The sequence below is a fragment of the Streptomyces sp. NPDC093260 genome, from assembly GCF_040683715.1.
GTDB classification, from domain to species: domain Bacteria; phylum Actinomycetota; class Actinomycetes; order Streptomycetales; family Streptomycetaceae; genus Streptomyces; species Streptomyces sennicomposti.
In genome coordinates, this window is the sequence record NZ_JBFBEK010000007.1 from 11,755 (window position 1) to 35,471 (window position 23,717).

Sequence of the window (23,717 nt, forward strand, 5' to 3'; positions counted from 1 at the left end):
GTACCGCTGGAGGGGGGCGGCGCACCGGCGACCGGACGGCGTCTCAGCCCACGACCGTCCAGGTGTCGCCGCCGGCCAGCAGGGCGGCCAGGTCGCCCTTGCCGCGCTGTTCGACCGCCGTGTCGAGCTGGTCGGCCATCAACGTGTCGTAGACCGGGCGCTCGACGGACCGCAGGACGCCGATCGGGGTCTGGTGCAGGGTGTCCGGGTCGGCCAGCCGGGACAGCGCGAAGGCGGTGGTCGGAGAGGCGGCGTGCGCGTCGTGGACCAGGATGTCGGCCTCGTTCTCCGGCGTCACGGCGACCACCTCCAGGTCGCCGGTGCGCGCGTCGCGCACGACACCTCGGCTGCCGTCCGGGCCGAACCGGATCGGCTGCCCGTGTTCGAGCCGGATCAGCGCCTCCTCGGCGCGCTGCTTGTCCTTCAGCGCGTCGAAGGCGCCGTCGTTGAAGATGTTGCAGTTCTGGTAGATCTCGATGAGCGCGGTGCCGGGGTGGGCCGCGGCCTGCCGCAGTACCTCGGTCAGGTGCTTGCGGTCGGAGTCGATGGTCCGCGCCACGAAGGACGCCTCGGCGCCGAGGGCCAGCGAGACCGGGTTGAACGGTGCGTCCAGCGAGCCCATCGGCGTCGACTTGGTGATCTTGCCGATCTCGGAGGTCGGCGAGTACTGGCCCTTGGTCAGGCCGTAGATCCGGTTGTTGAACAGCAGGATCTTCAGGTTGACGTTGCGGCGCAGGGCGTGGATGAGGTGGTTGCCGCCGATCGAGAGGGCGTCGCCGTCACCGGTGACCACCCACACGCTCAGATCGCGCCTGCTGGTGGCGAGACCGGTGGCGATGGCCGGGGCGCGGCCGTGGATGGAGTGCATCCCGTAGGTGTTCATGTAGTACGGGAAGCGGGACGAGCAGCCGATGCCGGAGACGAAGACGATGTTCTCCTTGGCCAGGCCCAGCTCCGGCATGAAACCCTGGACGGCGGCGAGGATGGCGTAGTCGCCGCAGCCCGGGCACCAGCGCACTTCCTGGTCGGACTTGAAGTCCTTCATGGACTGCCTGGCCTCGGCCTTGGGCACCAGCGAGAGCGCCTGGACGGTGTCCCCCGTGGGGGTGGACGTCTCAGCCATCGATGGCCTCCTTGAGAGCCGTGGCGAGCTGTTCGGCCTTGAACGGCATGCCGTTGACCTGGTTGTAGGAGTGGGCGTCCACCAGGTACTTCGCCCGGACCAGGGTGGCGAGCTGGCCGAGGTTCATCTCGGGGATGACGACCTTGTCGTAGCGTTCGAGAACCGTGCCGAGGTTCTTCGGGAACGGGTTCAGGTGGCGCAGGTGGGCCTGTGCGATCGCCTCGCCGGCGGTGCGCAGCCGGCGCACCGCCGCCGTGATCGGCCCGTACGTCGACCCCCAGCCGAGGACCAGCGTGCGCGCGCCGTCCGGGTCGTCGACCTCGATGTCCGGGACCTCGATGCCGTCCACCTTGGCCTGGCGGGTGCGGACCATGAAGTCGTGGTTGGCCGGGTCGTAGGAGATGTTGCCGGTGCCGTCCTGCTTCTCGATGCCGCCGATGCGGTGCTCCAGGCCCGGGGTGCCCGGGATCGCCCAGGGGCGGGCCAGGGTCCTGGCGTCGCGCTTGTAGGGCCAGAACACCTCGGTGCCGTCGGCGAGGGTGTGGTTGGGGCCGGTCGCGAACTGCACCCGCAGGTCGGGCAGCTCGTCCAGTTCCGGGATGCGCCAGGGCTCGGAGCCGTTGGCCAGGTAGCCGTCCGAGAGCAGGAACACCGGCGTGCGGTAGGCCAGCGCGATACGGGCCGCCTCCAGGGCGGCGTCGAAGCAGTCGGCGGGGGTGCGCGGCGCGACGACGGGGACCGGGGCCTCGCCGTTGCGGCCGTACATCGCCTGCAGCAGATCGGCCTGCTCGGTCTTGGTCGGCAGACCCGTGGAGGGGCCGCCGCGCTGGATGTCCACGATCAGCAGCGGCAGCTCCAGCGACACCGCCAGGCCGATGGTCTCCGACTTCAGCGCCACCCCGGGACCCGACGTGGTGGTGACGGCCAGCGCACCGCCGAAGGCGGCGCCGAGGGCCGCGCCGATGCCGGCGATCTCGTCCTCGGCCTGGAAGGTGCGCACGCCGAAGTTCTTGTGCCTGGACAGCTCGTGCAGGATGTCCGAGGCGGGCGTGATCGGGTAGGAGCCCAGGTACAGCGGCAGGTCGGCCTGCCGGGAGGCCGCCACCAGGCCGTAGGACAGGGCGAGGTTGCCGGAGATGTTGCGGTAGGTGCCTACCGGGAACGCCTGCGCGGCCGGCGCCACCTCGTAGGAGACGGCGAAGTCCTCGGTCGTCTCGCCGAAGTTCCAGCCCGCCCGGAACGCCGCGATGTTCGCCGCCGCGATGTCCGGCTTCTTCGCGAACTTCGACCGCAGGAACCTCTCCGTCCCCTCCGTGGGCCGGTGATACATCCACGACAGCAGCCCCAGCGCGAACATGTTCTTGCTGCGCTCGGCCTCCTTGCGGGAGAGGTCGAACTCCTTGAGCGCCTCCACGGTCAGCGTGGTCAGCGGCACCGGGTGCAGCTGGTAGCCGTCCAGCGAGCCGTCCTCCAGCGGGGACGCCGCGTAGCCGACCTTCTGCAGGGCGCGCTTGGTGAACTCGTCGGTGTTGACGATGATCTCCGCGCCGCGCGGCAGGTCGCCGATGTTCGCCTTCAGGGCGGCGGGGTTCATCGCGACGAGCACGTTGGGGGCGTCGCCGGGGGTGAGGATGTCGTGATCGGCGAAGTGCAGCTGGAAGGAGGAGACGCCGGGCAGCGTGCCGGCGGGGGCGCGGATCTCGGCGGGGAAGTTCGGCAGCGTCGACAGGTCGTTGCCGAAGGACGCCGTCTCCGAGGTGAACCGGTCGCCGGTGAGCTGCATGCCGTCGCCCGAGTCGCCCGCGAAGCGGATGATCACCCGCTCCAGACGGCGGACGTCCTTCGTTCCGGCCGCCTCGCGCTGCTCTCCTAGGACGGCTCCGTCGGCCTGTTCCGTTGGACTGCTGACCTGGCTGGTCACTGAACTGGACCTCCTTCGAGGCGGCTTTGGAAAGGCCTTCACGAAGACCGTTCCCGGTTTCAACCCTACGACCGTCTGGTTCGCCTTCCCGGCACGGTTTCGCATGCTGGACGCGCTCGCGAGCCGGTCCCGATGCCTTGCTCCGTCACTCCGTGCCGACCCGCCGGACCTCCTTCGAAGCGCTCCGTGCCCGCTGCTCGCACCGCCCCTGGTGAACGGCCCGCACCTCCCGCTACTGACTCAGTGTCAACCGGTCAGGAGTTCAGATAGGTGAGGACGGCGAGAACACGCCGGTGATCCCCGTCACTCTGCGCCAGACCCAGTTTCAGGAAGATGTTGCTGACGTGCTTCTCCACCGCGCCGTCGCTCACCACCAGCTGCCGGGCGATCGCCGAGTTGGTCCGCCCCTCGGCCATCAGCCCCAGGACCTCCCGCTCCCGAGGTGTCAGGTTGGCCAGCACGTCCTGCTTGCGGCTGCGGCCGAGCAGCTGTGCGACCACCTCGGGGTCCAGCGCCGTACCGCCCTCGGCCACCCGGACCACCGCGTCCACGAACTCCCGCACCTCGGCGACCCGGTCCTTGAGCAGATAGCCGACCCCGCGGCTGGACCCGGCCAGCAGCTCGGTGGCGTACCGCTCCTCGACGTACTGCGAGAGCACCAGCACGCCCAGCTCCGGGTGCGCCTTGCGCAGCCGCACCGCCGCCCGCACCCCCTCGTCGGTGTGCGTCGGCGGCATCCGCACGTCCGCCACGACGACGTCGGGCAGCTCGCCCGCGTCGTACAGCTCGGTGACGGTCTTGATCAGCGCCTCGGCGTCCCCGACCCCGGCCACCACGTCATGCCCCCGGTCGGTCAGCAACCGGGTCAGGCCCTCTCTCAGCAGCACCGAATCCTCGGCGATGACCACCCGCACCCTGTCCTCCACGTTCCTCGGCCCCCCACAGCCTCGTTCCCGGCCGCCCGCGCCGTCCGCACGGACGGCGGCACAGGGTCCAGCATTCCAGCATCGGGACCGCGGCACGCCCGGGACCAGCGAAGTCAGGGGCTTCTGGGGGCCGTGCGGGGCAACGTCTCGGGGGCGCGCAAGGGGCGTGACCCGGGGGCTTGAGGGGGCACCTCTCAGGGGCGCACCAGGCCAGGACCGGTGCGCCCCCATGTCGTACGACGTTCAAAAGCCTTGGGAACCCGGAGAGTCCAGCTGTACGGCTCCGGGAACCCGGAGGATCCAGCCGGACTCTCCGGGGTGCCCGGAGGGTTCAGCGCCGCCAGGGCAGCTCGGCCGTCACCCGGGTGGGCCCGCCGGCCGGCGAGTCGACCAGCAGGATGCCGTCCACCGCGTCCAGCCGCTCGGCCAGCCCCGCCAGCCCCGAACCCGCGGCGGCTTCGGCGCCCCCGTACCCGTCGTCCGTGACCTGGAGCATCAGCCGGTCCTCGGAGCGCCACACGTCCACCGCCGCGGACCGGGCGCCGCTGTGCTTGCTGACGTTCTGCAGCAGCTCGGAGACCGTGAAGTAGGCGATGCCCTCGATCGCCGGGGCCGGCCGCTCGGCCAGGTCCACCTCGACCGTCACCGGCACCGTGCAGCGCGAGGCCACCGAGGACAGCGCCGCGTCCAGACCGCGGTCGGTCAGCACCGCCGGGTGGATGCCGCGGGCCAGGTCGCGCAGCTCCTGGAGCGCCGTCTTCACCTCGCCGTGCGCCTCGTCCACCATCCGCGCCGCCGCCCGCGGGTCCTCGGCCAGCTTCTCCCTGGCGAGTCCCAGGTCCATCGCCAGCGCCACCAGCCGGGCCTGCGCGCCGTCGTGCAGGTCCCGCTCGATGCGGCGCAGGTCTGCGGCGGCCGTGTCCACCACGACCCCCCGGTCCGACTCCAGCTCCACCACCCGCGCCGACAGCCGCGACGGCCCGAGCAGCCCGTGCACCAGCACCCGGTCCACCGTCGTCAGCGCCCTCACGATCCACGGCGTGGCCAGCGTCAGCAGCAGCCCCACCAGCGCGGTCACCGCGATCTCGAACGGGTTGTCGAGGTAGACGCTGTGGTGGTCGTCGCCGTAGAGCTGGACGCCGCCCTGACCGGCCCACATCGGGAAGACCCAGAACCACAGCGGGTACGTCAGGAACGACCAGCCCACCGTCCAGAAGACGACGGCGACCACGAAGGAGAACACCGCCCACGGGAACTGCACCACCGCGTAGAGCAGTGCCCGCCAGGACGCGCCGCTCCTGAGCACCGCCCCCGTCCAGGCCAGCACACCCCGGCCCTTGGCCCGCAGCGGCTCCGGCTCGCCCACGTCCAGGCCGAGCAGCCCGCGCGCCCGCGCCCGCTCCACCACGCCGAGCAGCCGGCAGCCGGCCAGCGCGCCCGCCAGCACCGGGATGCCGAGGAACGTCACCAGCAGACCGGCGCCGAGTGAGGCCATGGTGACGGCGTAGACGAAGAGCAGGATGCCCATCGGCAGGCTCAGCAGCACGTACGCCAGCTCCCGCCAGCTCCGTCCCTCGAACGGCGCCCGCAGGCCCGCGGGCAGCAGATGCCGGCGCCGGCCGTCGCCCTCGTAGCCGTACTCGTACGCGTGGTCGGGGCCGTGTCCCCGCCCGTGTTCCGGTCCGAACCGAGTTCCGTACTGGGTGGCCATCGACGTCGTCCGTTCCCCTCGTGAGCCGCTGTGCCGCTGTGCCGCTTGTGCCGTGGGCAGGGTGCCGTGGTGCGGTCGCGGTGGTCTTCCCGTGCTGCCTCCAGCCTGCTCGGGCGCAGGTCACGGGACCATGGAGCGCGTCGGCGTCTTGGCCGGGGGGTTTTCCCTACCCCTTGCGGGAGGAGCCCGCCTGCGCGCCGGAGCCGGCCGTACGGTCCCGCCAGGGCAGTTCCGCCGTGACGACGGTCGGGCCGCCCTCGGGCGAGTCGACGACGAACAGCCCGTCGACCGCGTCCAGCCGCTCCGCCAGCCCCCGCATGCCCGTGCCGCCGTCCAGCCGCGCACCGCCGTGGCCGTCGTCCCGCACCTGGATCAGCAGCCGGTCGCCCGACCGCCACACCTCCACCGAGGCCGAGTGCGCCCCGCTGTGCTTGCTGACGTTCTGCAGCAGCTCGGAGACCGTGAAGTAGGCGATGCCCTCGATGGCCTCGGCCGGGCGTTCGGACAGATCGGCCGTCACCGTCACCGGCACCGTGCAGCGCGAGGCGACCGACGACAGGGCGGCGTCCAGACCGCGGTCGGTCAGCACCGCGGGATGGATGCCGCGGGCCAGGTCACGCAGCTCCTGGAGGGCCAGCTTCACCTCGCCGTGCGCCTCCGCGACCATCGCGGCGACCACCTCGTCGGACTGGCCCTCCAGCAGCTTCTCCTTGGCCAGGCCCAGCCCCATCGCCAGATTCACCAGCCGCGCCTGCGCGCCGTCGTGCAGGTCACGCTCGATGCGGCGCAGATCGGCGGCGGCCGTGTCCACCACGACCCCCCGGTCCGACTCCAGCTCCGCGATCCGCCGCTCCAGCTCGTCGGAGGGCGACAGCAGGGCGCGCACCATCGCCCGGTCCACGTTCGTCAGCCCGCGCGCGATGAACGGCAGCACCGGCCACAGCACGAACAGGGAGACCAGGGTGACGCAGAAGGTGACGACGCCCCAGGGCATCCGGACGAAGTCGTACAGGACCGTGCGCCAGCCCACCGGGTCCTTCAGCGTCAGCCACAGCCGGTTGAGCCGGCCGTGCGTGCGGCCCAGCGGCAGCCGGCTCGGCTCCTCGATCCGCACCCCGAGCAGCCACCGCGCCCGGGCCCGCTCCATCCGGCCCAGCTGCCGCGCCCCCGCGAGCCCGGCCGCCAGCATCGGGAAGCCGATCACGGTCACCGTCAGCAGACTGCTGGTGAGCAGCACGCACATCACGTAGACGAAGCCGATCAGCGACACCGGCAGGTTCAGCAGGAGATGCGTGATCTCCTTCCAGGTGGGCAGGTCGTAGGCGAAGCGCGCAGGCGGCAGCCGGTCCCGGCCGTCCCGGTCCCGGTCCTCCCGGCTCCGGTCCCGGCCGTGGTCCGGGTCCTGGTCCCGGCCGTGGTCCCGTATCCGGGCCGTCCGGGTCGCTCGGCCCTGGCCCTCGTCCATGGCCCCGGCGCCGGTGGCCGCCGCGCCGGCGGCGGAGGAGATAGGTGCGGTCATACGGGCTAGCGTGCCGCGCGGCGGGCCCGGACGCCATGATGGCGGCCGCCCAGGTCCGGCGGGGGATAACCCCACCCCGTCCCCGTCCCGCGTCCCACCCTGTGACGGGCTGCTTACCCGCTCTTTATCAGGGCCTAGACTCCCGTGCGTACGGATCACCGGACGCGTGGCACGCGCATCACCGACATCACGGACATCACGAGGCCAGGGAGCGAGGGACTGACGGTGCCTGAGACGTTGCCGGAGACGGTGCGGGGGTCGACCGTCGTCGCGGCGGACTACTTCCCCTCCTACTCGGTCGCCGGGCTGCTCGCCGTCGTCGGTGTGCTGTTCGTCGCGGTCGCGTTCGGCGCGGGCCGGCTGCTGCGCCCGGTGGTGCCCACGCCCGAGAAGCTCCTGACCTACGAGTGCGGCGTCGACCCGGTCGGCGAGGGCTGGGCCCACACCCAGGTCCGCTACTACGTCTACGCCTTCCTGTACGTGATCTTCGCCGTCGACTCGATCTTCCTGTTCCCCTGGGCGACGGTCTTCGCCGCCCCCGGCTACGGCGCGGCGACGCTCGTGGAGATGTTCGTCTTCCTGGGCTTCCTGGCCGTGGGCCTGTTGTACGCATACAAGAAGGGCGTCCTGGCATGGACGTGAACCCCACGGACGCGAACCGCCCGGACAGCGGCACCGGTACCGCGGACACCGGCACCGGCGCCCCGGCCGCCGCCGGTCCCGTCGCCCTGCCGGAGCCGAAGCGGCTCGGCGCGCTCTCCCGGCTGGCCCCCGAGCCGATGAAGGTCGTCCTGAACTGGGGCCGCCGCTACTCGCTCTGGGTCTTCAACTTCGGCCTCGCCTGCTGCGCGATCGAGTTCATCGCCGCGTCGATGGCCCGCCACGACTTCATCCGCCTCGGGGTGATCCCCTTCGCGCCCGGCCCGCGCCAGGCCGACCTGATGGTCGTCTCCGGCACGGTCACGGACAAGATGGCCCCGGCGGTCAAGCGTCTGTACGAACAGATGCCCGAGCCGAAGTACGTCATCTCCTTCGGCGCCTGCTCCAACTGCGGCGGCCCCTACTGGGACTCCTACTCCGTCACCAAGGGCGTCGACCAGATCATCCCCGTGGACGTCTACGTCCCCGGCTGCCCGCCCCGCCCTGAGGCGCTGCTCCAGGGCATCCTGAAGCTCCAGGAGAAGATCGCCCACGAGTCGCTGGGGGAGCGGTACGGGACGGAGCCGGCACGTGCCTCGACGGCGGCGCTCCTCAGCGGGCTGGTCAGGCCGCCGGCCGCGGGTGCCGGTGCTCCGGACGCCACCGCCCCGACCGACGCCACCGCCCCGACCGAAGGGACCGCCGGGGCCGACGGGACGGGAGGGGACGCGCGATGACCGGTGGTGTCGGCTGGCTGCCCGCGCCCACGGAGGAGCTGTTCGGCGCCGCGGCCACGGCGGAGGAGTCCTACGCGGTCCTGACGGTCGACGTGCCGCCGGACGCGTGGATCGCCGCGCTGCTCACCGCCCGCGACGGTCTGGGCTGCACCTACTTCGACTGGCTGAGCGCGGTCGACGAGCCCGGCACGGGCTTGCGTGTCTCGGCCCACGTCGTCGCCCTCGCCCCGGTACGACGGCTGCTGGTGCGCACCACGGTCCCGCACGACGCGCCCGTCCTGCCCACAGCGGTGGAGGTCTACGCGGGCGCCGCCTGGCACGAACGCGAGACCCACGAGATGTTCGGCGTCGGCTTCACCGGCCACCCGGCGCTCGACCACCTCCTGCTCCCGGAGAACTTCGAGGGTCACCCGCTGCGCAAGGACTTCGTCCTGGCCGCCCGGGTCGCCAAGGCCTGGCCCGGGGCGAAGGAGCCGGGCGAGTCCGACCACGTCGGCCCCAGGCGCCGGCAGATGCTGCCGCCGGGCGTGCCCGACCCCAACGAGTGGGGCCCCCTGAAGGGCACGCTCCCGGCCGCCCCGGCCCGCCCGGCACGCGGCGCGGGCCGGGCCGCAGGCGCCGACCGGCCGGCCCGTGCGGCCGGCGACCGCCCGGTACGCCGCACGCGTACGGCCTCCGAGGGCTCCGCGAGCCAGGCCCCGGCCCCGGGCGCCGGTACGGCCGCCGCGGGGACGGAGGACGCGGTGAACGCCCCGGCGCCCGGCGAGGCGGGGGGCCCGGCCGCCGCGCCCGCCGCCCGGCCGCGCCGGATGCGCAGTGCGAGCGAGGGCTCGGCGAGCCAGACGGCGCCACGCCCCGAGGACACGGGCGCGCAGTCCGCTCCGCCCGAGGGAGCGACCGGCGCCGTACGGCCGTCCGGTCCCCGCCGCGCACGGAGCGCGTCCGGCGGCTCGGCGTCCCAGCGGTCGCGGACCGCCCCGGAGACGCCGCCGGAGTCCCCGCGCGAGTCGCCGCAGGAGCCGCCGCGGGAGACCAGGCCCGCCACGCCCCCGCGCAGCGCGGACGCCCCCTGGCACCACGCCCGCCCGGCCTTCGACGAACCCGGGCCGGACCCGGAGTCCTCCGGGCCCCCGGAGAGCGCCGAAGGAAGCTCCGAGCACCCCGGAAGCCCCGAGGCACGCGAGCACCCGAAGAAGCGTGAGGCCCGCGAGCACCCGAAAAGCCCCGATGAGACCGGGCGCCGCCCCACCCGCCCCGAAGCCGGGCCCGAAAGCCCCGAAGACGCCCCCGAAGGAGGCCCGCGGTGAACGACGTGGCCGACGTCGCCCTGCGACTCCTCATCGTCTTCGTGGTCTTCCTGGCCTTCCCCCTGATCGTGGGCCAGACCGAGCACAAGGTCATGGCCCATATGCAGGGCCGCCTCGGCCCCATGTACGCCGGCGGCTTCCACGGCTGGGCACAGCTCGTCGCCGACGGAGTGAAGTTCGCGCAGAAGGAGGACGTGGTCCCCGCGGGCGCGGACCGCCGTGTCTTCCAGCTCGCCCCCGCCGTGGCCCTGCTGCCGTACCTGCTCGTGCTGCTCGTCATCCCGATCGGCCCCGGCGAGGGCGCGGTCGGCCAGGTGATCGACGCGGGCGTCTTCTTCGTGCTCGCCGTGATGGGCGTCGGCGTGCTCGGCGCGCTGATGGCCGGCTGGGCCTCCGCCAACAAGTTCGCCCTGCTCGGCGGTCTGCGCACCGCCGCCCAGCTGCTCGCCTACGAACTGCCGATGCTGCTCGCCGCGGCCTCCGTGGCGATGGCGGCCGGCACCGTCTCGCTGCCCGGCATCCTCGACGCCTTCCACTGGTGGTGGCTGCCCTGGCAGATCGTCGGCGCGGTCGTCTTCTTCGTCGCCGGCCTCGCCGAACTGCAACGCCCGCCGTTCGACATGCCGGTCGCCGACTCGGAGATCATCTTCGGCGCGTACACCGAGTACACCGGTCTGCGCTTCGCCCTGTTCCTGCTCGCCGAGTACGCCGGGATCGTCGTCCTGTGCGGACTGACGACCGTCCTCTTCCTCGGCGGCTGGCACGGCCCGTGGGGCGCCGCCGGACTCGGCTGGGTGTGGACGCTGCTGAAGACCGCGGTCCTCGCCTTCGTCGTCATCTGGCTGCGCGTCACCTACCCGCGGCTGCGCGAGGACCAGCTGCAGAAACTCTCCTGGACGCTCCTCGTGCCCCTCGCCCTCGCCCAGATCGCCCTCACCGGCATCGTCAAGGTGGTGATCTCCTGATGGCTTCCTTCCCCGGCTCCGGCCTGGCCAAGGGCCTTGCCATCACCCTGCGCACGATGACGCGGAAGACCGTCACCGAGCAGTACCCCGAGACCCAGCCCGACCTGCCGCCCCGCACCCGCGGCGTCATCGGCCTGTTCGAGGAGAACTGCACGGTCTGCATGCTGTGCGCCCGCGAGTGCCCCGACTGGTGCATCTACATCGACTCCCACAAGGAGACGGTGCCCGCGGCGACCCCGGGCGGCCGGGAACGCAGCCGCAACGTCCTCGACCGCTTCGCCATCGACTTCTCCCTGTGCATGTACTGCGGTATCTGCATCGAGGTGTGCCCCTTCGACGCGCTGTTCTGGTCGCCCGAGTTCGAGTACGCCGAGACCGACATCCGCGACCTCACCCACGAGCGCGACAAGCTGCGCGAGTGGATGTGGACCGTCCCGGCCCCGCCCGCCCTCGACCCCGGCGCGGAGGAGCCCAAGGAACTGGCCGCCGCCCACAAGACCGCCGAGAAACTGGCCGCCCAGCAGGAAGCAGCCGAGCAGGAAGCCGCCCAGCGAGACGCCGGGGCCGGGCGGGCCGACGCAGCCGAGGAGGGGGACGAGTGAACCTCGCCGCGCAGACCCACGGCTTCCTCTCCCCGACCGGCGTCGAGATCGCCTTCCTCCTCGTCGGCCTGGCCACCTTCGGCGCCGCCCTCGTCACCGTCACCACCAAGCAGCTGGTGCACGCCGCGCTCTGGCTGGTCGTCGCCCTCGGCGGTCTCGCCGTCGAGTACCTCCTGCTCACCGCCGAGTTCATCGCCTGGGTGCAGGTCCTCATCTACGTCGGCTCCGTCGTCGTCCTCCTCCTGTTCGGGCTGATGCTCACCAAGGCCCCCATCGGCCGCTCCCCGGACGCCGACTCGCCGAACCGGTGGGCCGCCCTCGGTGTGGCCGTCATCGCCGCGGCGGCCCTGGTCTGGGTGGTCGCCGACGCCTTCCGCACCACCTGGATCGACCTGGACGGCGCCGCCGCGGGCACCACCCGGGTCACCGGCGAGTACCTCTTCCGGAACTGGGTCCTGCCCTTCGAAGCCCTCTCCGTCCTGCTCCTGGCCGCCCTGGTCGGTGCGATCGTCCTGTCCCGCAAGGCCAAGGCGGAGGCCGCCGCCCCACCCGGGCGGACAGCCGCCGCCCGCACCCCGGCGGACGGCAGCGGCGACCGCGCCCCCACGCCGGGCGACAGCGGCCGCACCCCCGTGTCCGGCGGCGACGACCGGGCCGCCGAGGAAGGCGCCCGCTGATGCACCTCGTCTATCCCGCCGTCCTCTCCGCCCTCCTCTTCTGCACCGGCCTGTACGGCGTCCTCGCCCGCCGCAACGCGATCCTGGTCCTGATGTCCGTCGAGCTGATGCTCAACGCGGTCAACCTGAACCTCGTCGCCTTCGACGTCTGGCTCAGCAAGACCGCCGTCGAGACCCTGCACTCCGGGCAGGCCCTCACCCTGTTCACCATCGCCATCGCCGCCGCCGAGATCGGCATCGGCCTGGCGATCGTCCTCGCCGTGTACCGCAACCGCGGCACCTCGGACATCGACCGGCTCCGCGACGCCGCCGAGGGACCCGACGACGACCCCGACCCCGGCCACGACAGCGACGCCGCAGCGACCGCGCGGGCCGCCGAGAAGGCTGAGGCCACCCCGTGACCACGACCACCCTCGCCGTCCTCGTCCCCCTCCTGCCGTTCCTCGGCGCCGCCGCCGGGCTGCTCCTCGGCCGCACCACGCCCGGCTTCGTCCGCCCGCTCGCGGTCCTGCCGACCCTCGCCGCCCTCGTCCTGGCCGTGCTGGTCGCCGCCGACCAGGGCGGCGGCCGGGCGATCGACGCCGGCACCCGGCTCACCCCCACCGGCTCGGTCCCCGTCGACCTCGCCCTGCACATCGACGGCTTCGCCGCGCTCGTCGCCGTCCTGGTCGGCGTCGTCGCCACCTGTGTGCAGATCTACTCGACGGGCTACCTGCGCGACGACCCCCGCTACCCCTCCTACGCCGCCCTCGTCTCCCTGTTCACCTCCGCGATGCTCCTCGTCGTCTACTCCGGCGACCTGATGGTGCTGCTGGTCGGCTGGGAGGTCATGGGCATCTGCTCCTACTTCCTGGTCGGCCACTACTGGGAGACCCCCGAGGCCCGCGCCGCCTCCCTCAAGGCCTTCCTGGTCACCAAGCTCGGCGACGTCCCCTTCCTCATCGGGCTGTTCGCCCTGGCCACCGACGCCGGCTCGTTCCGGATCACCGAGATCCTCGGCGCCGTCGCGAGCGGCGGCCTCGCCCACCCGACCCTGATCGCCCTGCTGCTCCTGGCCGGCGTCGCCGGCAAGTCGGCGCAGTTCCCGCTGCACACCTGGCTGCCCGACGCGATGGCCGGCCCCACCCCCGTCTCCGCGCTGATCCACGCGGCGACCATGGTCGCCGCCGGCGTCTACTTCACCGCCCGGCTCCTGCCCGTCTTCGAGGCCTCCCCGGCCGCGATGACCGTCCTCGCCGTCATGGCCGCCGTGACCATGGCCGGCTCGGCGCTGGCCGCGCTCGCCCAGGACGACATCAAACGCGTCCTCGCCTACTCGACCATCGGCCAGCTCGGCTACATGACCGGCGCGCTCGCCGTCGGCGACCGCGGCGCCGCCGTCTTCCACCTCCTGTCCCACGGCGCCTTCAAGGCGCTGCTGTTCCTCGCCGCCGGCGCGGTCATCCACGCCGCCGGCACCAACTCGCTGGCCGCCATGTCCCGGACGGGCAACCTGCGCGACCGCGTCCCGGACGCGTACTGGACGATGACCGTCGCCCTCCTCGCCCTCGCCGCGATCCCTCCCTTCAGCGGCTTCTTCTCCAAGGAGTCCGTCCTCGGCGCGGCCGAGCACACCGCCACCGGTCACACCGCCCACGCCCCCGGCGCGGCCGGCTGGATCGTCCTCGTGGCCGGACTGATCACCGCCGTGCTCACCGCCGCGTACGCGACGCGCCTGTGGCTGCTGGCCTTCCGCGGCCGCGGCGCCGACGCGCCGAGCCACGGCAGGCAGCCGCTCACCATGACCACCGTGCTCTGGGTACTCGCCGTGCCCTCCCTCGCCCTCGGCGGCCTGACCTTCCGCGTGCTGCCCGACTGGTTCGGCGGCGGCTCGCTGGCCCCGGCCCTGACCACCTCCGTGCTCGGCACCGGACTGGCCCTGGCCGGCGGCATCGTGACCTACGGCGCCTGGCGGCACACCACCGCCCTCGCCGCCCGCATCCCCATGGGCGCGGTCGCCGCCCACCACGACGCCGACGCCGGCCTGGTCGAGGCAGAGGCCATCGCCACCCACCGGCCCGCCTACGGCGACATCGCCTACGCCCCCGACCCCGCGGACCCCGGGCGGCTGCTCCTCGGCCCGCTGCACCGGCACGCCGCCGTCGGCTTCCACCTCGACGCCGTGTACGCGGCCCTCTTCGTCCGGCCCGTCCTGGCCGCGGCCGACCTCGTGCGGTTCCTGGACCGCGAGGTCGTCGAGACCTACGTACGCGCCGCCGGGGCCGTACCCCGGCTGCTCGGGGCCGCCGTACGGCGCGCCCAGACCGGCAATGTGCAGACCTATGTGAGCGCGCTGCTCGCCGGCGCCGTCGTCCTGACGGTGGCCGTCGTCCTCGTCGCCACGGGAGCGTGAGCAGGCGTGATCGGTATCAGCGAGTCCGTGATGCAGTTCCTTCTGGCATTCCTCGTCGTCGGCCCGCTCCTGGGAGCGCTCGCCGCCCTCCTGCCGGCCCCGCCCGGACTGAAGGGGAAGTCCCCCGAGCAGGCCGTCCTCCGGCACGGCGTGACCGTCACCGGAGCGATCCTCGCCGCGGCGATCGTCCTCGCGCTCGGCTTCGACCACGACCACCCGTCGAAGATGCAGGCCACGACCGACATCAGCTGGATCCCCGCACTCCATGTGCGCATCCACCTCGGCATCGACGGCATCTCCCTCCCCCTCGTCGTCCTGACCGCGCTGCTGACGTTCCTCTGCGCGCTCTACAGCTACTTCAAGCCGCCCGCGGGCCCGAGCCCGAAGGCCTTCGTCGCGCTGCTGCTCCTGCTGGAGTCCGGCACCCTCGCCACCTTCGCCGTCCTCGACCTGCTGCTGTTCTTCCTCGCCTTCGAGACCGTGCTCATCCCGATGTACTTCCTCATCGCCCGCTGGGGCGGCGAGGGCCGGCGGGCCGCCGCCTGGCGGTTCATCCTGTACACCCTCCTCGGCTCGGTCGTCATGCTGCTCGGCCTGCTCCTGATCGGGCTGAAAGCCGGCACGTTCGACATGGTGGCACTCGCCACTGACAACGGCCGGTCACTCACCGCATCCACGCAGGTCGTCGCAGTGATCGCGATCGGGATCGGGCTCGCGGTCAAGACGCCGATGTGGCCGCTGCACAGCTGGCTGCCGGACGCCCACACCGCCGCCCCGACCGCCGGCTCGGTCCTGCTGGCCGGCGTGCTGCTGAAGATGGGCACCTACGGGTTCGTCCGGATCCTGCTGCCGATCGCGCCGCACGGCTTCCACACCTTCGCGCCCTACCTCGCCGCCTTCGCCGTCGCCGGGATCGTCTACGGCTCCCTGGCCTGCCTCGCCCTCGCCAGGCAAGGCGCGAAGGGCGACCTGAAACGGCTCATCGCCTACTCCTCCGTCGGCCACATGGGCTTCGTGCTCCTCGGCATCGCCACCATGACCCCGACCGGCGTCAACGGCGCCCTGTTCGCCAACGTCGCCCACGGCCTCATCACCGGCCTGCTGTTCTTCCTGGTCGGTGCGCTCAAGGACCGCACCGGCACCACCGACCTCGACGCCCTTGCCCAGCAGACGGGCGCGGCCCTGTACGGCAGGGCCCCCCGCCTCGGCGGTCTGCTCGCCTTCGGCGCGGTCGCCTCGCTCGGCCTGCCCGGCCTCGCCGGGTTCTGGGGCGAGATGCTCGCCCTGTTCGGCGCGTTCGAACCCGCCGCCGGCCTCAGTCGGCCCGCCTTCCTCACCTTCATGGCGATCGGCGCGTTCGGCACCCTGCTGACGGCCGCGTACATGCTCGTCGTGGTCCGCCGCGTCTGCATGGGCGCCGTACCGCAGAAGACGCCGGCCCTGCCCGACGTCCGCGGCTTCGAGTTCGCGGCGTGGACCCCGCTCGTCGTCCTCACCGTCCTCGCCGGGCTGTGGCCCAAGGCCCTCCTCGGGCTCACCGACCCGGCCGTGCAGCAGCTCCTGGCAGGAGGCACCCGATGAGCGCCCTGGCCCAGCCGCTCGCCGCGTCGGCGGTCCAGTCCGTCGACTGGCTCGCCATCGCCCCGCCCACCCTCACCGCGGTGGTCGCCCTGGCGGCGCTCGTCGCCGACCTGTTCGTGCCGCAGGCACGCAAGCCCGTCCTCGGCTGGCTCTCGGTCGCGGGCCTCGCCGCCGCCGGGCTCCTGCTGCTCCCCCTCCTGGACGGCGACCGCGCCACCTTCTGCCTCACCGGGCAGCCGGACGTGTGCAGCTACCGCGCCGACCACTTCACGCTGGTCATCCAGTTCCTGGTCCTCGGCGGCGCCCTGCTGGCGGCCCTGCTGTCGGTCACCGCGCTGAAGGACGCGCGCGGGGGACTCCCCGAAGGGGAGTACTGGTTCCTGCTGCTGTCCTCCGCCGCCGGCGCCGCCCTGATGCCCGCCGCCCGCGACCTGGCCACCCTCGTCGTCGCCCTGGAGGTCGCCTCCCTGCCCGCGTTCGCCCTCGTGGGCCTGCGGCACGGCGACCGCAGGTCCTCCGACGCGGCCCTGAAGTTCTTCCTGTCCTCGGTCACCGCCACCGCCGTCACCCTGCTCGGCGTCAGCTTCGTCTACGCCACCACCGGCACCCTCTACCTCACGCAGATCGCCGAGCGCGTCCAGCACGTCGACGGCCAGCTGCTCACCCTCGCCCGGACCGGCGTCGTCCTCACCCTCGTCGGCTTCGCGTTCAAACTGGCCGCCGTCCCCTTCCACTTCTGGGTGCCCGACACCTACGTGGGCGCGCCCCTGCCGATCGCCGCCTATCTGTCCGTCGTCGGCAAGGCGGTCGGCTTCACCGGCCTGATCCTCGTCACCGTCGTGGCACTCCCCTCCTACGCCGACGTCTGGGGCCCCGCGCTCACCGTGCTGTCCGCGCTCACGATGACCGCCGGCAACGTCGCCGCGCTGCGCCAGCAGGCCACGCGCGCGTACAGCGCGGTACGGCTGCTCGCCTGGTCCTCCGTCGGCCAGGCCGGCTACCTCCTGGTGCCGATCGCCGCCGCCGGCTACACCGAGGACCCCCAGAAGGCGATCGGCTCCACCGTCGCGTACGCCCTGATGTACGCCGCCGTGAACCTCGGCGCGTTCGCCGTGGCCGCGCTCGTCGGCCGTACCCGCGGGCACAACCGGGTCGCCGACTACCGCGGCCTGTACGCCACGAACCCGCTGACCGCCCTCCTGCTGGCCTTCTTCCTGCTCTGCCTGGCCGGACTCCCGCCGGGCGTCATCGGCCTGTTCGCGAAGGTCACCGTCTTCTCGGCGGCCGTCGACGCGGGACTCGGCTGGCTCGCCGTCGTCATGGCCGTCAACGTCGTCATCGCGCTGTACTACTACCTCCGGTGGACGGCCCTGCTGTTCCGCGCCCCCGAGGGCGAGCGGGCCGGGCACCGCGTCCCGGCGCCGCTCACCGCGGCCCTCACCCTCACGGGCGTCCTCGGCGTCGCCCTGTCCGGCGCACCCCAGCTGGTGCTGCGCTTCGCGTCCCGCGGCCTGTTCTGAGGCCGACGGCCGCCGGCCGCACACGTCCCGACCGGACCGCACACCGCCACCCGTGACCCGGCAACCACGCTCCGGGACGGCCGGGGCATCAGCACGCGCGCGTGGGGCATCCGGTGATCCACGCGCGCGTGCCGGCCGGCGACCGGCTCACCCGGACGGCCCGCGCACCGTCGTACACGCCGGGGAACCCGGGGCCCTCGCCTGGCGTTGACCAGTACGGAAGGGTCCACTGGACGGGACAGCAGCACACGTCACGGCACCGGTGGCACCGAACAGCAGCAAGCGAAGGGTTCCCCTGCCGCACCACTTGGAGGGCGTACCGTGCACCGCCGGCACAACGGGCTCAGGACCGCAGTACTCCTCGGGGGACTGTCCGCACTCATCATCGTCATCGGCAGCTTCTTCGGCCGCACCGGCCTGATCGTGGCGGTCCTCGTCGCGCTCGGCACCAACGCGTACGCGTACTGGAACAGCGACAAGCTGGCCCTGCGCGCGATGCGCGCCCGCCCGGTCAGCGAGTTCGAGGCCCCCGCCCTGTACCGCATGGTCCGCGACCTCTCCACCCAGGCCCGCCAGCCCATGCCCCGCCTGTACATCTCCCCGACCGAGGCGCCCAACGCCTTCGCGACGGGCCGCAACCCGCGCAACGCCGCCGTGTGCTGCACGGAGGGCATCCTGCGCATCCTGGACGAGCGCGAGCTGCGCGGTGTCATCGGCCACGAACTGAGCCACGTCTACAACCGCGACATCCTCATCTCGTCCGTCGCGGGCGCCCTCGCCTCGGTGATCATGTTCCTGGTCAACTTCGCCTGGCTGATCCCGGTGGGCCGCTCGGACGACGACGACGGACCGGGCCTGTTCGGCATGCTCTTGATCATGATCCTCGGCCCGCTCGCGGCCACCCTGATCCAGCTGGCCATCAGCCGCTCCCGGGAGTACGAGGCGGACGCCTCCGGCGCCCGCATCACCGGCGACCCGCTCGCCCTCGCCGGCGCGCTGCGCAAGCTGGAGATCGGCACCCAGCAGCTCCCGCTGCCGCCCGAGCCGCGGATCGAGACCGCCAGCCACATGATGATCGCGAACCCCTTCCGCCCGGGCCGGGGGCTGTCGAAGATGTTCTCGACCCACCCGCCCATGGCGGAGCGCATCGCCCGACTCGAACAGATGGCAGGTCGACAGCAGTGAAGACAGTCCTCAACGTCATCTGGGTGGTCCTCAGCGGCTTCTGGCTGTTCCTGGGCTACCTCCTCGCGGGCGTGCTGCTGTGCGTCACCATCATCGGCATCCCGTTCGGCATAGCGGCCTTCCGGATCGGCGTCTACGCCCTGTGGCCCTTCGGGTACACCACCGTCGAACGACGCGACGCGGGCGCGCCGTCCTGCGTGGGCAACGTGCTGTGGCTGGTCCTGGCCGGCTGGTGGCTGGCGATCGGCCACATCGTCACCGGAGTCATGCTGTGCCTGACGGTCATCGGCATCCCGTTCGGCATCGCCAACTTCAAGCTGATCCCGGTCTCGCTGCTGCCGCTGGGCCGCGAGATCGTCCGTACGGACCAGCCGTTCGCGACCCGCTGACGGCCGGTGAGCGCTCCGCCGCGGCGAGGGCCGGAGCAGGCGGCGGGGTCTCGTGCCGCCGACCGGCGCAACCGGAGGCCGCGGCCTTGGCGTCCTCCTCCACGACACGGCACGGACACGCGTGTGGCACGTACGGCGGCGTCACCGCCACCGAGAAAGGCGGGTTCAGGGCATGGGCATCCTCAGCTGGATCATCCTGGGACTGTTGGCCGGGGCCATCGCGAAGGTCCTGCTGCCGGGCCGCGACCCGGGCGGCTTCGTCGGCACCACGCTCATCGGCATCGCGGGCGCGTTCATCGGCGGCTGGATCTCGGCCCGCTGGCTGGACCACCCGGTCTCCAAGCACTTCTACGACGGCGCCACCTGGGCGGCGGCGATCGGCGGCTCGCTGGTCCTGCTGATCGCCTACCGCATCCTGTTCGGCAACTCACGGGACTGAACGACGCCGCCCCCGCAGGCACGGCAGGCCTGCCGGTGGGCGAGCGGAACACCGAGGGCGGGCACCCACAAGGGTGCCCGCCCTCAGCGCTGCCGGACGACTCGTCCAGGGAGTCTGGGCCCCTACCGGTAGTTGATGAACTGCAGCGCGAAGTCGAAGTCCTGGCCCTTCAGCAGCGCGATCACGGCCTGCAGGTCGTCCCGGCTCTTGGAGCTGACCCGCAGCTCGTCGCCCTGGACCTGGGCCTTGACGCCCTTGGGGCCCTCGTCGCGGATGAGCTTCGCCACCTTCTTCGCGTTCTCCTGGGAGATGCCCTCCTGGATCGTCGCGAAGATCTTGTACTCCTTGCCGGAGATCTGCGGCTCGCCCGCGTCCAGCGCCTTCAGCGAGATGCCCCGCTTGATCAGCTTGGACTGGAAGACGTCGAGGACTGCGTTCACCCGGTCCTCGGAGTTCGCCTCCATGAGGATCTTGTCACCGGACCACGAGATCGAGGCGCCCACGCCCTTGAAGTCGTAGCGCTGCGAGATCTCCTTGGCGGCCTGGTTGAGGGCGTTGTCGACCTCCTGCCGCTCGACCTTCGAGACGATGTCGAAACTGGAGTCGGCCATGTCCTGTGGCTCCTTGTATCGGGGTGTGTCGGGGTGCGTGTCGGTGCGTGCCGGCGGGTGGGGGAGACCGCCGGGCCGGAACCGAGGTCCCGGTCCGCATCCGCCCCAGCCTAGCCACCCCCCGCTCCGCCCGGCGCAGATCAATCGGGTGGCGAAGCACCCCCGCGCATCGGGTATTGTTTACGTCGTTGCCAGGGAGCACCGCCGAAAGGCGGTTCGAACGGCAGCGAACCCCGGCGGTGTGCCCGAGCGGCCAAAGGGAGCAGACTGTAAATCTGCCGGCTCAGCCTTCCCAGGTTCGAATCCTGGCGCCGCCACACTGGGGAAAACCCCCTTCACTCTGCGGAGACGCGGAGCGGAGGGGGTTTCTTCGTTTCTCGGGCCCTCGGCGCGCGGCGGTCCGGGTCCGGCATTCGGATCGTGAGGTTCTGCCCGCGGGGCCGGGTTCGCAGGTTGCCCGCATGGGGATCTTCGACAGGCTGACCGGGACGCGGTATCCGGCGGAGGGGGTGCCGTCGGCTTCGCGGGACGAGGTGCGGACGGCGCTGCTCGCACTGAACGGGCCCGGGGTTCCCTACGTCGTCCGGTACAGCGCCGGTGAGCAGTGCGACCTGGTGGCGGAGTGGCGGCTCAGGGAGCCTGCCTGGGGGCATACCTTCCTCCGTTCCGAGATCAGTCACGCCGTGCGGATACGGATGCGGTTCGACCGCGACGAAGACGAGGTCCGCGCGCTCGAGGAACAGTGGGAACTCACCCGCGTCGGCAGTCCGCCGAGGCTTCAGGTCACCTCGAAGTACTCGCGCGGTCCGAGCCGGACGGTCAGCCGCCGAGGGAGTCTCGGACGCGACGTCGACGGGCGCCTCCGGGTGACGGAGACCTTCCGCTACGACAGCGCCGCACTGCGCGACGCGTCGTGCGCCACCGTCCTCGAGAACGGGTGGACCTGGCGGGGCGTCATCTTCGGCAGGCTGTGAGGCTGTGCCGACTCGGGCATGCCCGACTTCGCCGCTCACGCGCCCCAGTGCGAACGCGAGTTCCGTCGACGCGGTGTTGTCAGTGCCCCGGTGCACACTTGGCCCATGTCCTCACGTCGCAGAGTCTGTTCCGTGTGCCGCCGTGAGATCGCCGTCGTGGCCGGGCGGTTCGCGCGGCACGACCCGCCGGGTGCGAGGGAGAGCGGCGGGTTGACGTCCTGCCCCGGCTCCCGCCGGCCCGCCCAACTCGGCGCGGCGCAGCCCTCGCTGGACGGGTACGTCGTCCCCGAGTTCCCCGGGCAGCTCACGTTGTTCTAGCCGCCGCCGGCCCCGAGCCTCGGCCGCGGCCGGTCCGCGCTCAGTTCCCCGCCACCGACTTCACCGCCACCGACACCGGCGTGGAGCCGGACACCAGTTCCAGCGTCAGGCCGGCCGTCGCCGGAGTGTCCACCAGTTCGGCGAGGACGGTGGCCACGTCGTCGCGGGTCACCGAGCCCCGGCCGGTGTTCGCCTCCAGCCGGACGTGGCCGGTGCCGGGCTCGTCCGTCAGCGCGCCGGGGCGCAGAATCGTCCAGTCCAGGGCCTCCTGGGCGCGTACGTGGTCGTCCGCCGCGCCCTTGGCCCGCAGATACGCGTCGAAGATCTCGTCGCCCTCGTGCCGGGCGTCTGCGGCCATCGCCGACACCACCACATGGCGCCGTACGCCCGCCCGGACCGCCGCGTCGGCGAACAGCACCGCCGCGCCCTTGTCCACCGTGTCCTTGCGGGCCTTCCCGCTGCCCGGTCCCGCGCCCGCCGCGAACACCGCCGCGTCCGCGCCCCGCAGCCGCTCCGCGACCTCCTCGACCGAGGCCGACTCCAGGTCCAGCACGACCGGTTCGGCGCCGGCCGCCCGCAGATCGTCGGCCTGTTCGGCCCGGCGGACGATCCCCGCCACCTCGTCCCCGCGCGCGGCGAGCAACCGCTCCAGCCGCAGCGCGATCTGTCCATGGCCCCCAGCGATGACAATGCGCATGTCTTCGACCGTACGCCCGGACGGCCGCATCCGCCGCACAACTCCCGCCGCACCCCCGGGCGCCCGCCCCCTCACCTCAGGGCGCCCGCCCCAGCGGCGCGCTCCCCGTCACCGCTCCCGGCTCCGGCAACCCCCCTCAGGACAACTCCCCCCGTCCCTGCCGGGGCAACCCGAGTTCCACCGCCGCCGCGGAGTCGCAGAACTCCCTTACCGCGCTGGTCCGCGCCACCACGCGCCCCCGGTGCACCACGATCCGGCTGTACGCCAGCGACAGCGCCCCCGCGAGGCCCTCGCCGCGCACCGCGAGGAGTTCAGCGGGGAAACCGGCCTCCACCCGCACCTCGGGCAGGCCGAGGACCGAGCGGGCCGACGCGCTCACCGCGTCGTAGGCGTCCTCGGGGCGCAACCCGTACCGCGAGGCCAGCAGGTACGCCGCTTCCAGCGGGTCGCCGCGCCCCACCGGGTTCGACACGTCCCGCAGGGCGCCGCTGCCCGCGGCCACCCGCACCCCGGCCGCCCGCAGCAGCCGTACCGGCGCGGTTCCGGGCTCCTCGGCGCCCGCGCAGCCGCCCTGTGGCAGGCACACCACCGCCACCCCGGCCGCGGCCAGCTGGTCGGCGGCCCGCGCGGCCGCCTCGGCGGGCAGCCGGGCCAGGCCGCCGCACGGCGCCAGCGTCACCCCCGGCCGCAGCCCGCCCGCCATCGCGGCGATCCGCGCCAGCCGGGCCGGATCGCTGCCGTCGGTGTGCAGATCGACCGGGCAGCCGTGCTCGGAGGCGACCTCCAGCACGGCCTCCACATAGCCGGTGGGGTCCGGGTCCACGTCCGGGCAGCCGCCCACCACCCCCGCGCCCATCTTCACCGCGTCCCGCAGCACCGCCAGCCCGTCCGCGCCGGCCGCCCCGGTCAGCACGCGCGGCACCGCCACCGCCGTCAGCTCGGCGAGCCCGTGCAGCGCCCGGCGTGCCCGCAGGACCGCCCGGAGGGCGCCGAGCCCCTGGACGTCGCCCACGCGCACGTGCGCGCGCTGGGCGGTGGCCCCGTGGCCGAGCTGGAGCAGCGCGGCCTCGGTCGCCCGGCGCTGGACGTCCTCCGCGTCGTACGAGACCGGGCCGCTGCCGTCGGCGGTCAGGGCCGTGTCCGCGTGCGCGTGCGGTTCGGCGGGGGCCGGCAGCAGCAGCCAGCCGGTCAGGTCCACCCGGGTGCCACGGGCCGGGTCCAGGCTGCCGGCCGTGCCGACCGCCTCGATCCGTCCGCCGGCCAGCCGTACGTCCACGGCGCGGCCGTCGGTCAGCCGGGCACCGCACAACAGCAGGCCGTCCGGTGCGGGCGGCCCCGGTGGCTCCGGTGGATCCGGCGGGGGCGGCGAGTGGGGCGGCTGCGACTTACCGGGGGGCATCGCACTCCAGCTGCGGCGGACGACAAGGGCTGACGCGTGACGGTCACGGTGTCGATGGCCGGCGGACGGGCGACGGGCCAGGCCC

23 protein-coding genes and 1 tRNA gene are annotated in these 23,717 nt (G+C 72.8%); 16 read left to right on the top strand and 8 right to left on the bottom strand.

Translation table 11 applies throughout. The features are described from left to right. Positions 1–43: 43 nt before the first annotated feature. The 5 genes from AB0N63_RS10935 to AB0N63_RS10955 form a co-directional block, all read right to left on the bottom strand. Positions 44–1,123 (bottom strand): 2-oxoacid:ferredoxin oxidoreductase subunit beta, encoded by a 1,080-nt coding sequence (locus tag AB0N63_RS10935; RefSeq protein ID WP_365527094.1) that lies wholly within the window; start codon positions 1,121–1,123, stop codon positions 44–46. Continuing rightward, positions 1,116–3,044 carry a 2-oxoacid:acceptor oxidoreductase subunit alpha gene (locus AB0N63_RS10940; RefSeq protein WP_365527096.1) on the bottom strand — a complete coding sequence of 643 codons (1,929 nt, stop codon included), beginning with the start codon at positions 3,042–3,044 and terminating at the stop codon, positions 1,116–1,118. The genes AB0N63_RS10935 and AB0N63_RS10940 overlap by 8 nt, the downstream gene beginning before the upstream one ends. A gap of 254 nt (positions 3,045–3,298) precedes the next feature. Next, on the bottom strand, positions 3,299–3,958 hold the full coding sequence (locus tag AB0N63_RS10945; RefSeq protein WP_365527587.1) for a response regulator transcription factor: 660 nt from the start codon (positions 3,956–3,958) through the stop codon (positions 3,299–3,301). 343 nt (positions 3,959–4,301) lie between these two features. Then, the gene (locus AB0N63_RS10950; protein WP_365527098.1) at positions 4,302–5,681 is read right to left on the bottom strand and encodes a sensor domain-containing protein; all 1,380 of its coding nucleotides are present in this window, start codon (positions 5,679–5,681) and stop codon (positions 4,302–4,304) included. 166 nt (positions 5,682–5,847) lie between these two features. Continuing rightward, entirely contained in the window at positions 5,848–7,200 is a 1,353-nt protein-coding gene (locus AB0N63_RS10955; RefSeq protein ID WP_365527101.1) for a sensor domain-containing protein, read from the bottom strand. A gap of 219 nt (positions 7,201–7,419) precedes the next feature. On the opposite strand from AB0N63_RS10955, the gene AB0N63_RS10960 reads away from it, so the two are divergent. From AB0N63_RS10960 to AB0N63_RS11020, 13 genes are all read left to right on the top strand, one after another. Next, a complete protein-coding gene (locus AB0N63_RS10960; protein ID WP_365527590.1) occupies positions 7,420–7,842 on the top strand; it encodes an NADH-quinone oxidoreductase subunit A in 423 nt (140 codons plus the stop codon). Further along, positions 7,833–8,576 carry an NADH-quinone oxidoreductase subunit B family protein gene (locus tag AB0N63_RS10965; protein ID WP_365527104.1) on the top strand — a complete coding sequence of 248 codons (744 nt, stop codon included), beginning with the start codon at positions 7,833–7,835 and terminating at the stop codon, positions 8,574–8,576. The genes AB0N63_RS10960 and AB0N63_RS10965 overlap by 10 nt, the downstream gene beginning before the upstream one ends. Then, entirely contained in the window at positions 8,573–9,883 is a 1,311-nt protein-coding gene (locus tag AB0N63_RS10970; RefSeq protein ID WP_365527106.1) for an NADH-quinone oxidoreductase subunit C, read from the top strand. The genes AB0N63_RS10965 and AB0N63_RS10970 overlap by 4 nt, the downstream gene beginning before the upstream one ends. Beyond that, complete coding sequence (locus tag AB0N63_RS10975; RefSeq protein WP_365527109.1) at positions 9,880–10,848, top strand: complex I subunit 1 family protein; 969 nt, start codon at positions 9,880–9,882, stop codon at positions 10,846–10,848. The genes AB0N63_RS10970 and AB0N63_RS10975 overlap by 4 nt, the downstream gene beginning before the upstream one ends. Beyond that, the gene (locus AB0N63_RS10980; RefSeq protein ID WP_365527112.1) at positions 10,848–11,450 is read left to right on the top strand and encodes an NADH-quinone oxidoreductase subunit I; all 603 of its coding nucleotides are present in this window, start codon (positions 10,848–10,850) and stop codon (positions 11,448–11,450) included. Before AB0N63_RS10975 ends, AB0N63_RS10980 begins: the two co-directional genes overlap by 1 nt. Next, positions 11,447–12,127: an NADH-quinone oxidoreductase subunit J gene (locus AB0N63_RS10985; RefSeq protein ID WP_365527114.1), complete on the top strand. Its 681-nt coding sequence runs from the start codon at positions 11,447–11,449 to the stop codon at positions 12,125–12,127. The genes AB0N63_RS10980 and AB0N63_RS10985 overlap by 4 nt, the downstream gene beginning before the upstream one ends. Beyond that, complete coding sequence (nuoK, locus tag AB0N63_RS10990) at positions 12,127–12,528, top strand: NADH-quinone oxidoreductase subunit NuoK (protein ID WP_365527116.1); 402 nt, start codon at positions 12,127–12,129, stop codon at positions 12,526–12,528. The genes AB0N63_RS10985 and nuoK overlap by 1 nt, the downstream gene beginning before the upstream one ends. Further along, entirely contained in the window at positions 12,525–14,519 is a 1,995-nt protein-coding gene (locus tag AB0N63_RS10995; protein ID WP_365527118.1) for an NADH-quinone oxidoreductase subunit L, read from the top strand. Before nuoK ends, AB0N63_RS10995 begins: the two co-directional genes overlap by 4 nt. Before the next feature lie 6 nt (positions 14,520–14,525). Continuing rightward, positions 14,526–16,100, top strand: a complete 1,575-nt coding sequence (locus AB0N63_RS11000) for an NADH-quinone oxidoreductase subunit M (RefSeq protein ID WP_365527121.1) — start codon at positions 14,526–14,528, stop codon at positions 16,098–16,100. Beyond that, on the top strand, positions 16,097–17,620 hold the full coding sequence (locus tag AB0N63_RS11005; protein WP_365527123.1) for an NADH-quinone oxidoreductase subunit N: 1,524 nt from the start codon (positions 16,097–16,099) through the stop codon (positions 17,618–17,620). The genes AB0N63_RS11000 and AB0N63_RS11005 overlap by 4 nt, the downstream gene beginning before the upstream one ends. Before the next feature lie 321 nt (positions 17,621–17,941). Beyond that, entirely contained in the window at positions 17,942–18,805 is an 864-nt protein-coding gene (gene htpX, locus AB0N63_RS11010; RefSeq protein WP_365527126.1) for a zinc metalloprotease HtpX, read from the top strand. Further along, the gene (locus AB0N63_RS11015) at positions 18,802–19,194 is read left to right on the top strand and encodes a YccF domain-containing protein (protein ID WP_365527129.1); all 393 of its coding nucleotides are present in this window, start codon (positions 18,802–18,804) and stop codon (positions 19,192–19,194) included. The genes htpX and AB0N63_RS11015 overlap by 4 nt, the downstream gene beginning before the upstream one ends. Before the next feature lie 172 nt (positions 19,195–19,366). Next, positions 19,367–19,633, top strand: a complete 267-nt coding sequence (locus tag AB0N63_RS11020) for a GlsB/YeaQ/YmgE family stress response membrane protein (RefSeq protein WP_365527132.1) — start codon at positions 19,367–19,369, stop codon at positions 19,631–19,633. A 122-nt stretch (positions 19,634–19,755) separates the two neighbouring features. On the opposite strand, the gene AB0N63_RS11025 is transcribed toward AB0N63_RS11020, so the two are convergent. Further along, complete coding sequence (locus tag AB0N63_RS11025; RefSeq protein ID WP_365527134.1) at positions 19,756–20,244, bottom strand: YajQ family cyclic di-GMP-binding protein; 489 nt, start codon at positions 20,242–20,244, stop codon at positions 19,756–19,758. 235 nt (positions 20,245–20,479) lie between these two features. On the opposite strand from AB0N63_RS11025, the gene AB0N63_RS11030 reads away from it, so the two are divergent. The 3 genes from AB0N63_RS11030 (at position 20,480) to AB0N63_RS11040 (ending at position 21,536) form a co-directional block, all read left to right on the top strand. After that, positions 20,480–20,561 (top strand) — tRNA-Tyr (locus AB0N63_RS11030). Positions 20,562–20,705: 144 nt separating this feature from the next. After that, entirely contained in the window at positions 20,706–21,218 is a 513-nt protein-coding gene (locus AB0N63_RS11035) for a hypothetical protein (protein ID WP_365527137.1), read from the top strand. A gap of 105 nt (positions 21,219–21,323) precedes the next feature. After that, positions 21,324–21,536, top strand: a complete 213-nt coding sequence (locus AB0N63_RS11040) for a hypothetical protein (protein WP_365527139.1) — start codon at positions 21,324–21,326, stop codon at positions 21,534–21,536. A gap of 40 nt (positions 21,537–21,576) precedes the next feature. Here AB0N63_RS11040 and AB0N63_RS11045 read toward each other — a convergent pair whose 3' ends face one another. Together AB0N63_RS11045 and AB0N63_RS11050 are read right to left on the bottom strand one after the other, a co-directional pair. Beyond that, positions 21,577–22,233 carry an SDR family oxidoreductase gene (locus AB0N63_RS11045; RefSeq protein ID WP_365527142.1) on the bottom strand — a complete coding sequence of 219 codons (657 nt, stop codon included), beginning with the start codon at positions 22,231–22,233 and terminating at the stop codon, positions 21,577–21,579. Between the two features lie 136 nt (positions 22,234–22,369). Further along, positions 22,370–23,632 (bottom strand): amidohydrolase family protein, encoded by a 1,263-nt coding sequence (locus AB0N63_RS11050; RefSeq protein ID WP_365527144.1) that lies wholly within the window; start codon positions 23,630–23,632, stop codon positions 22,370–22,372. Between the last annotated feature and the right edge of the window lie 85 nt (positions 23,633–23,717).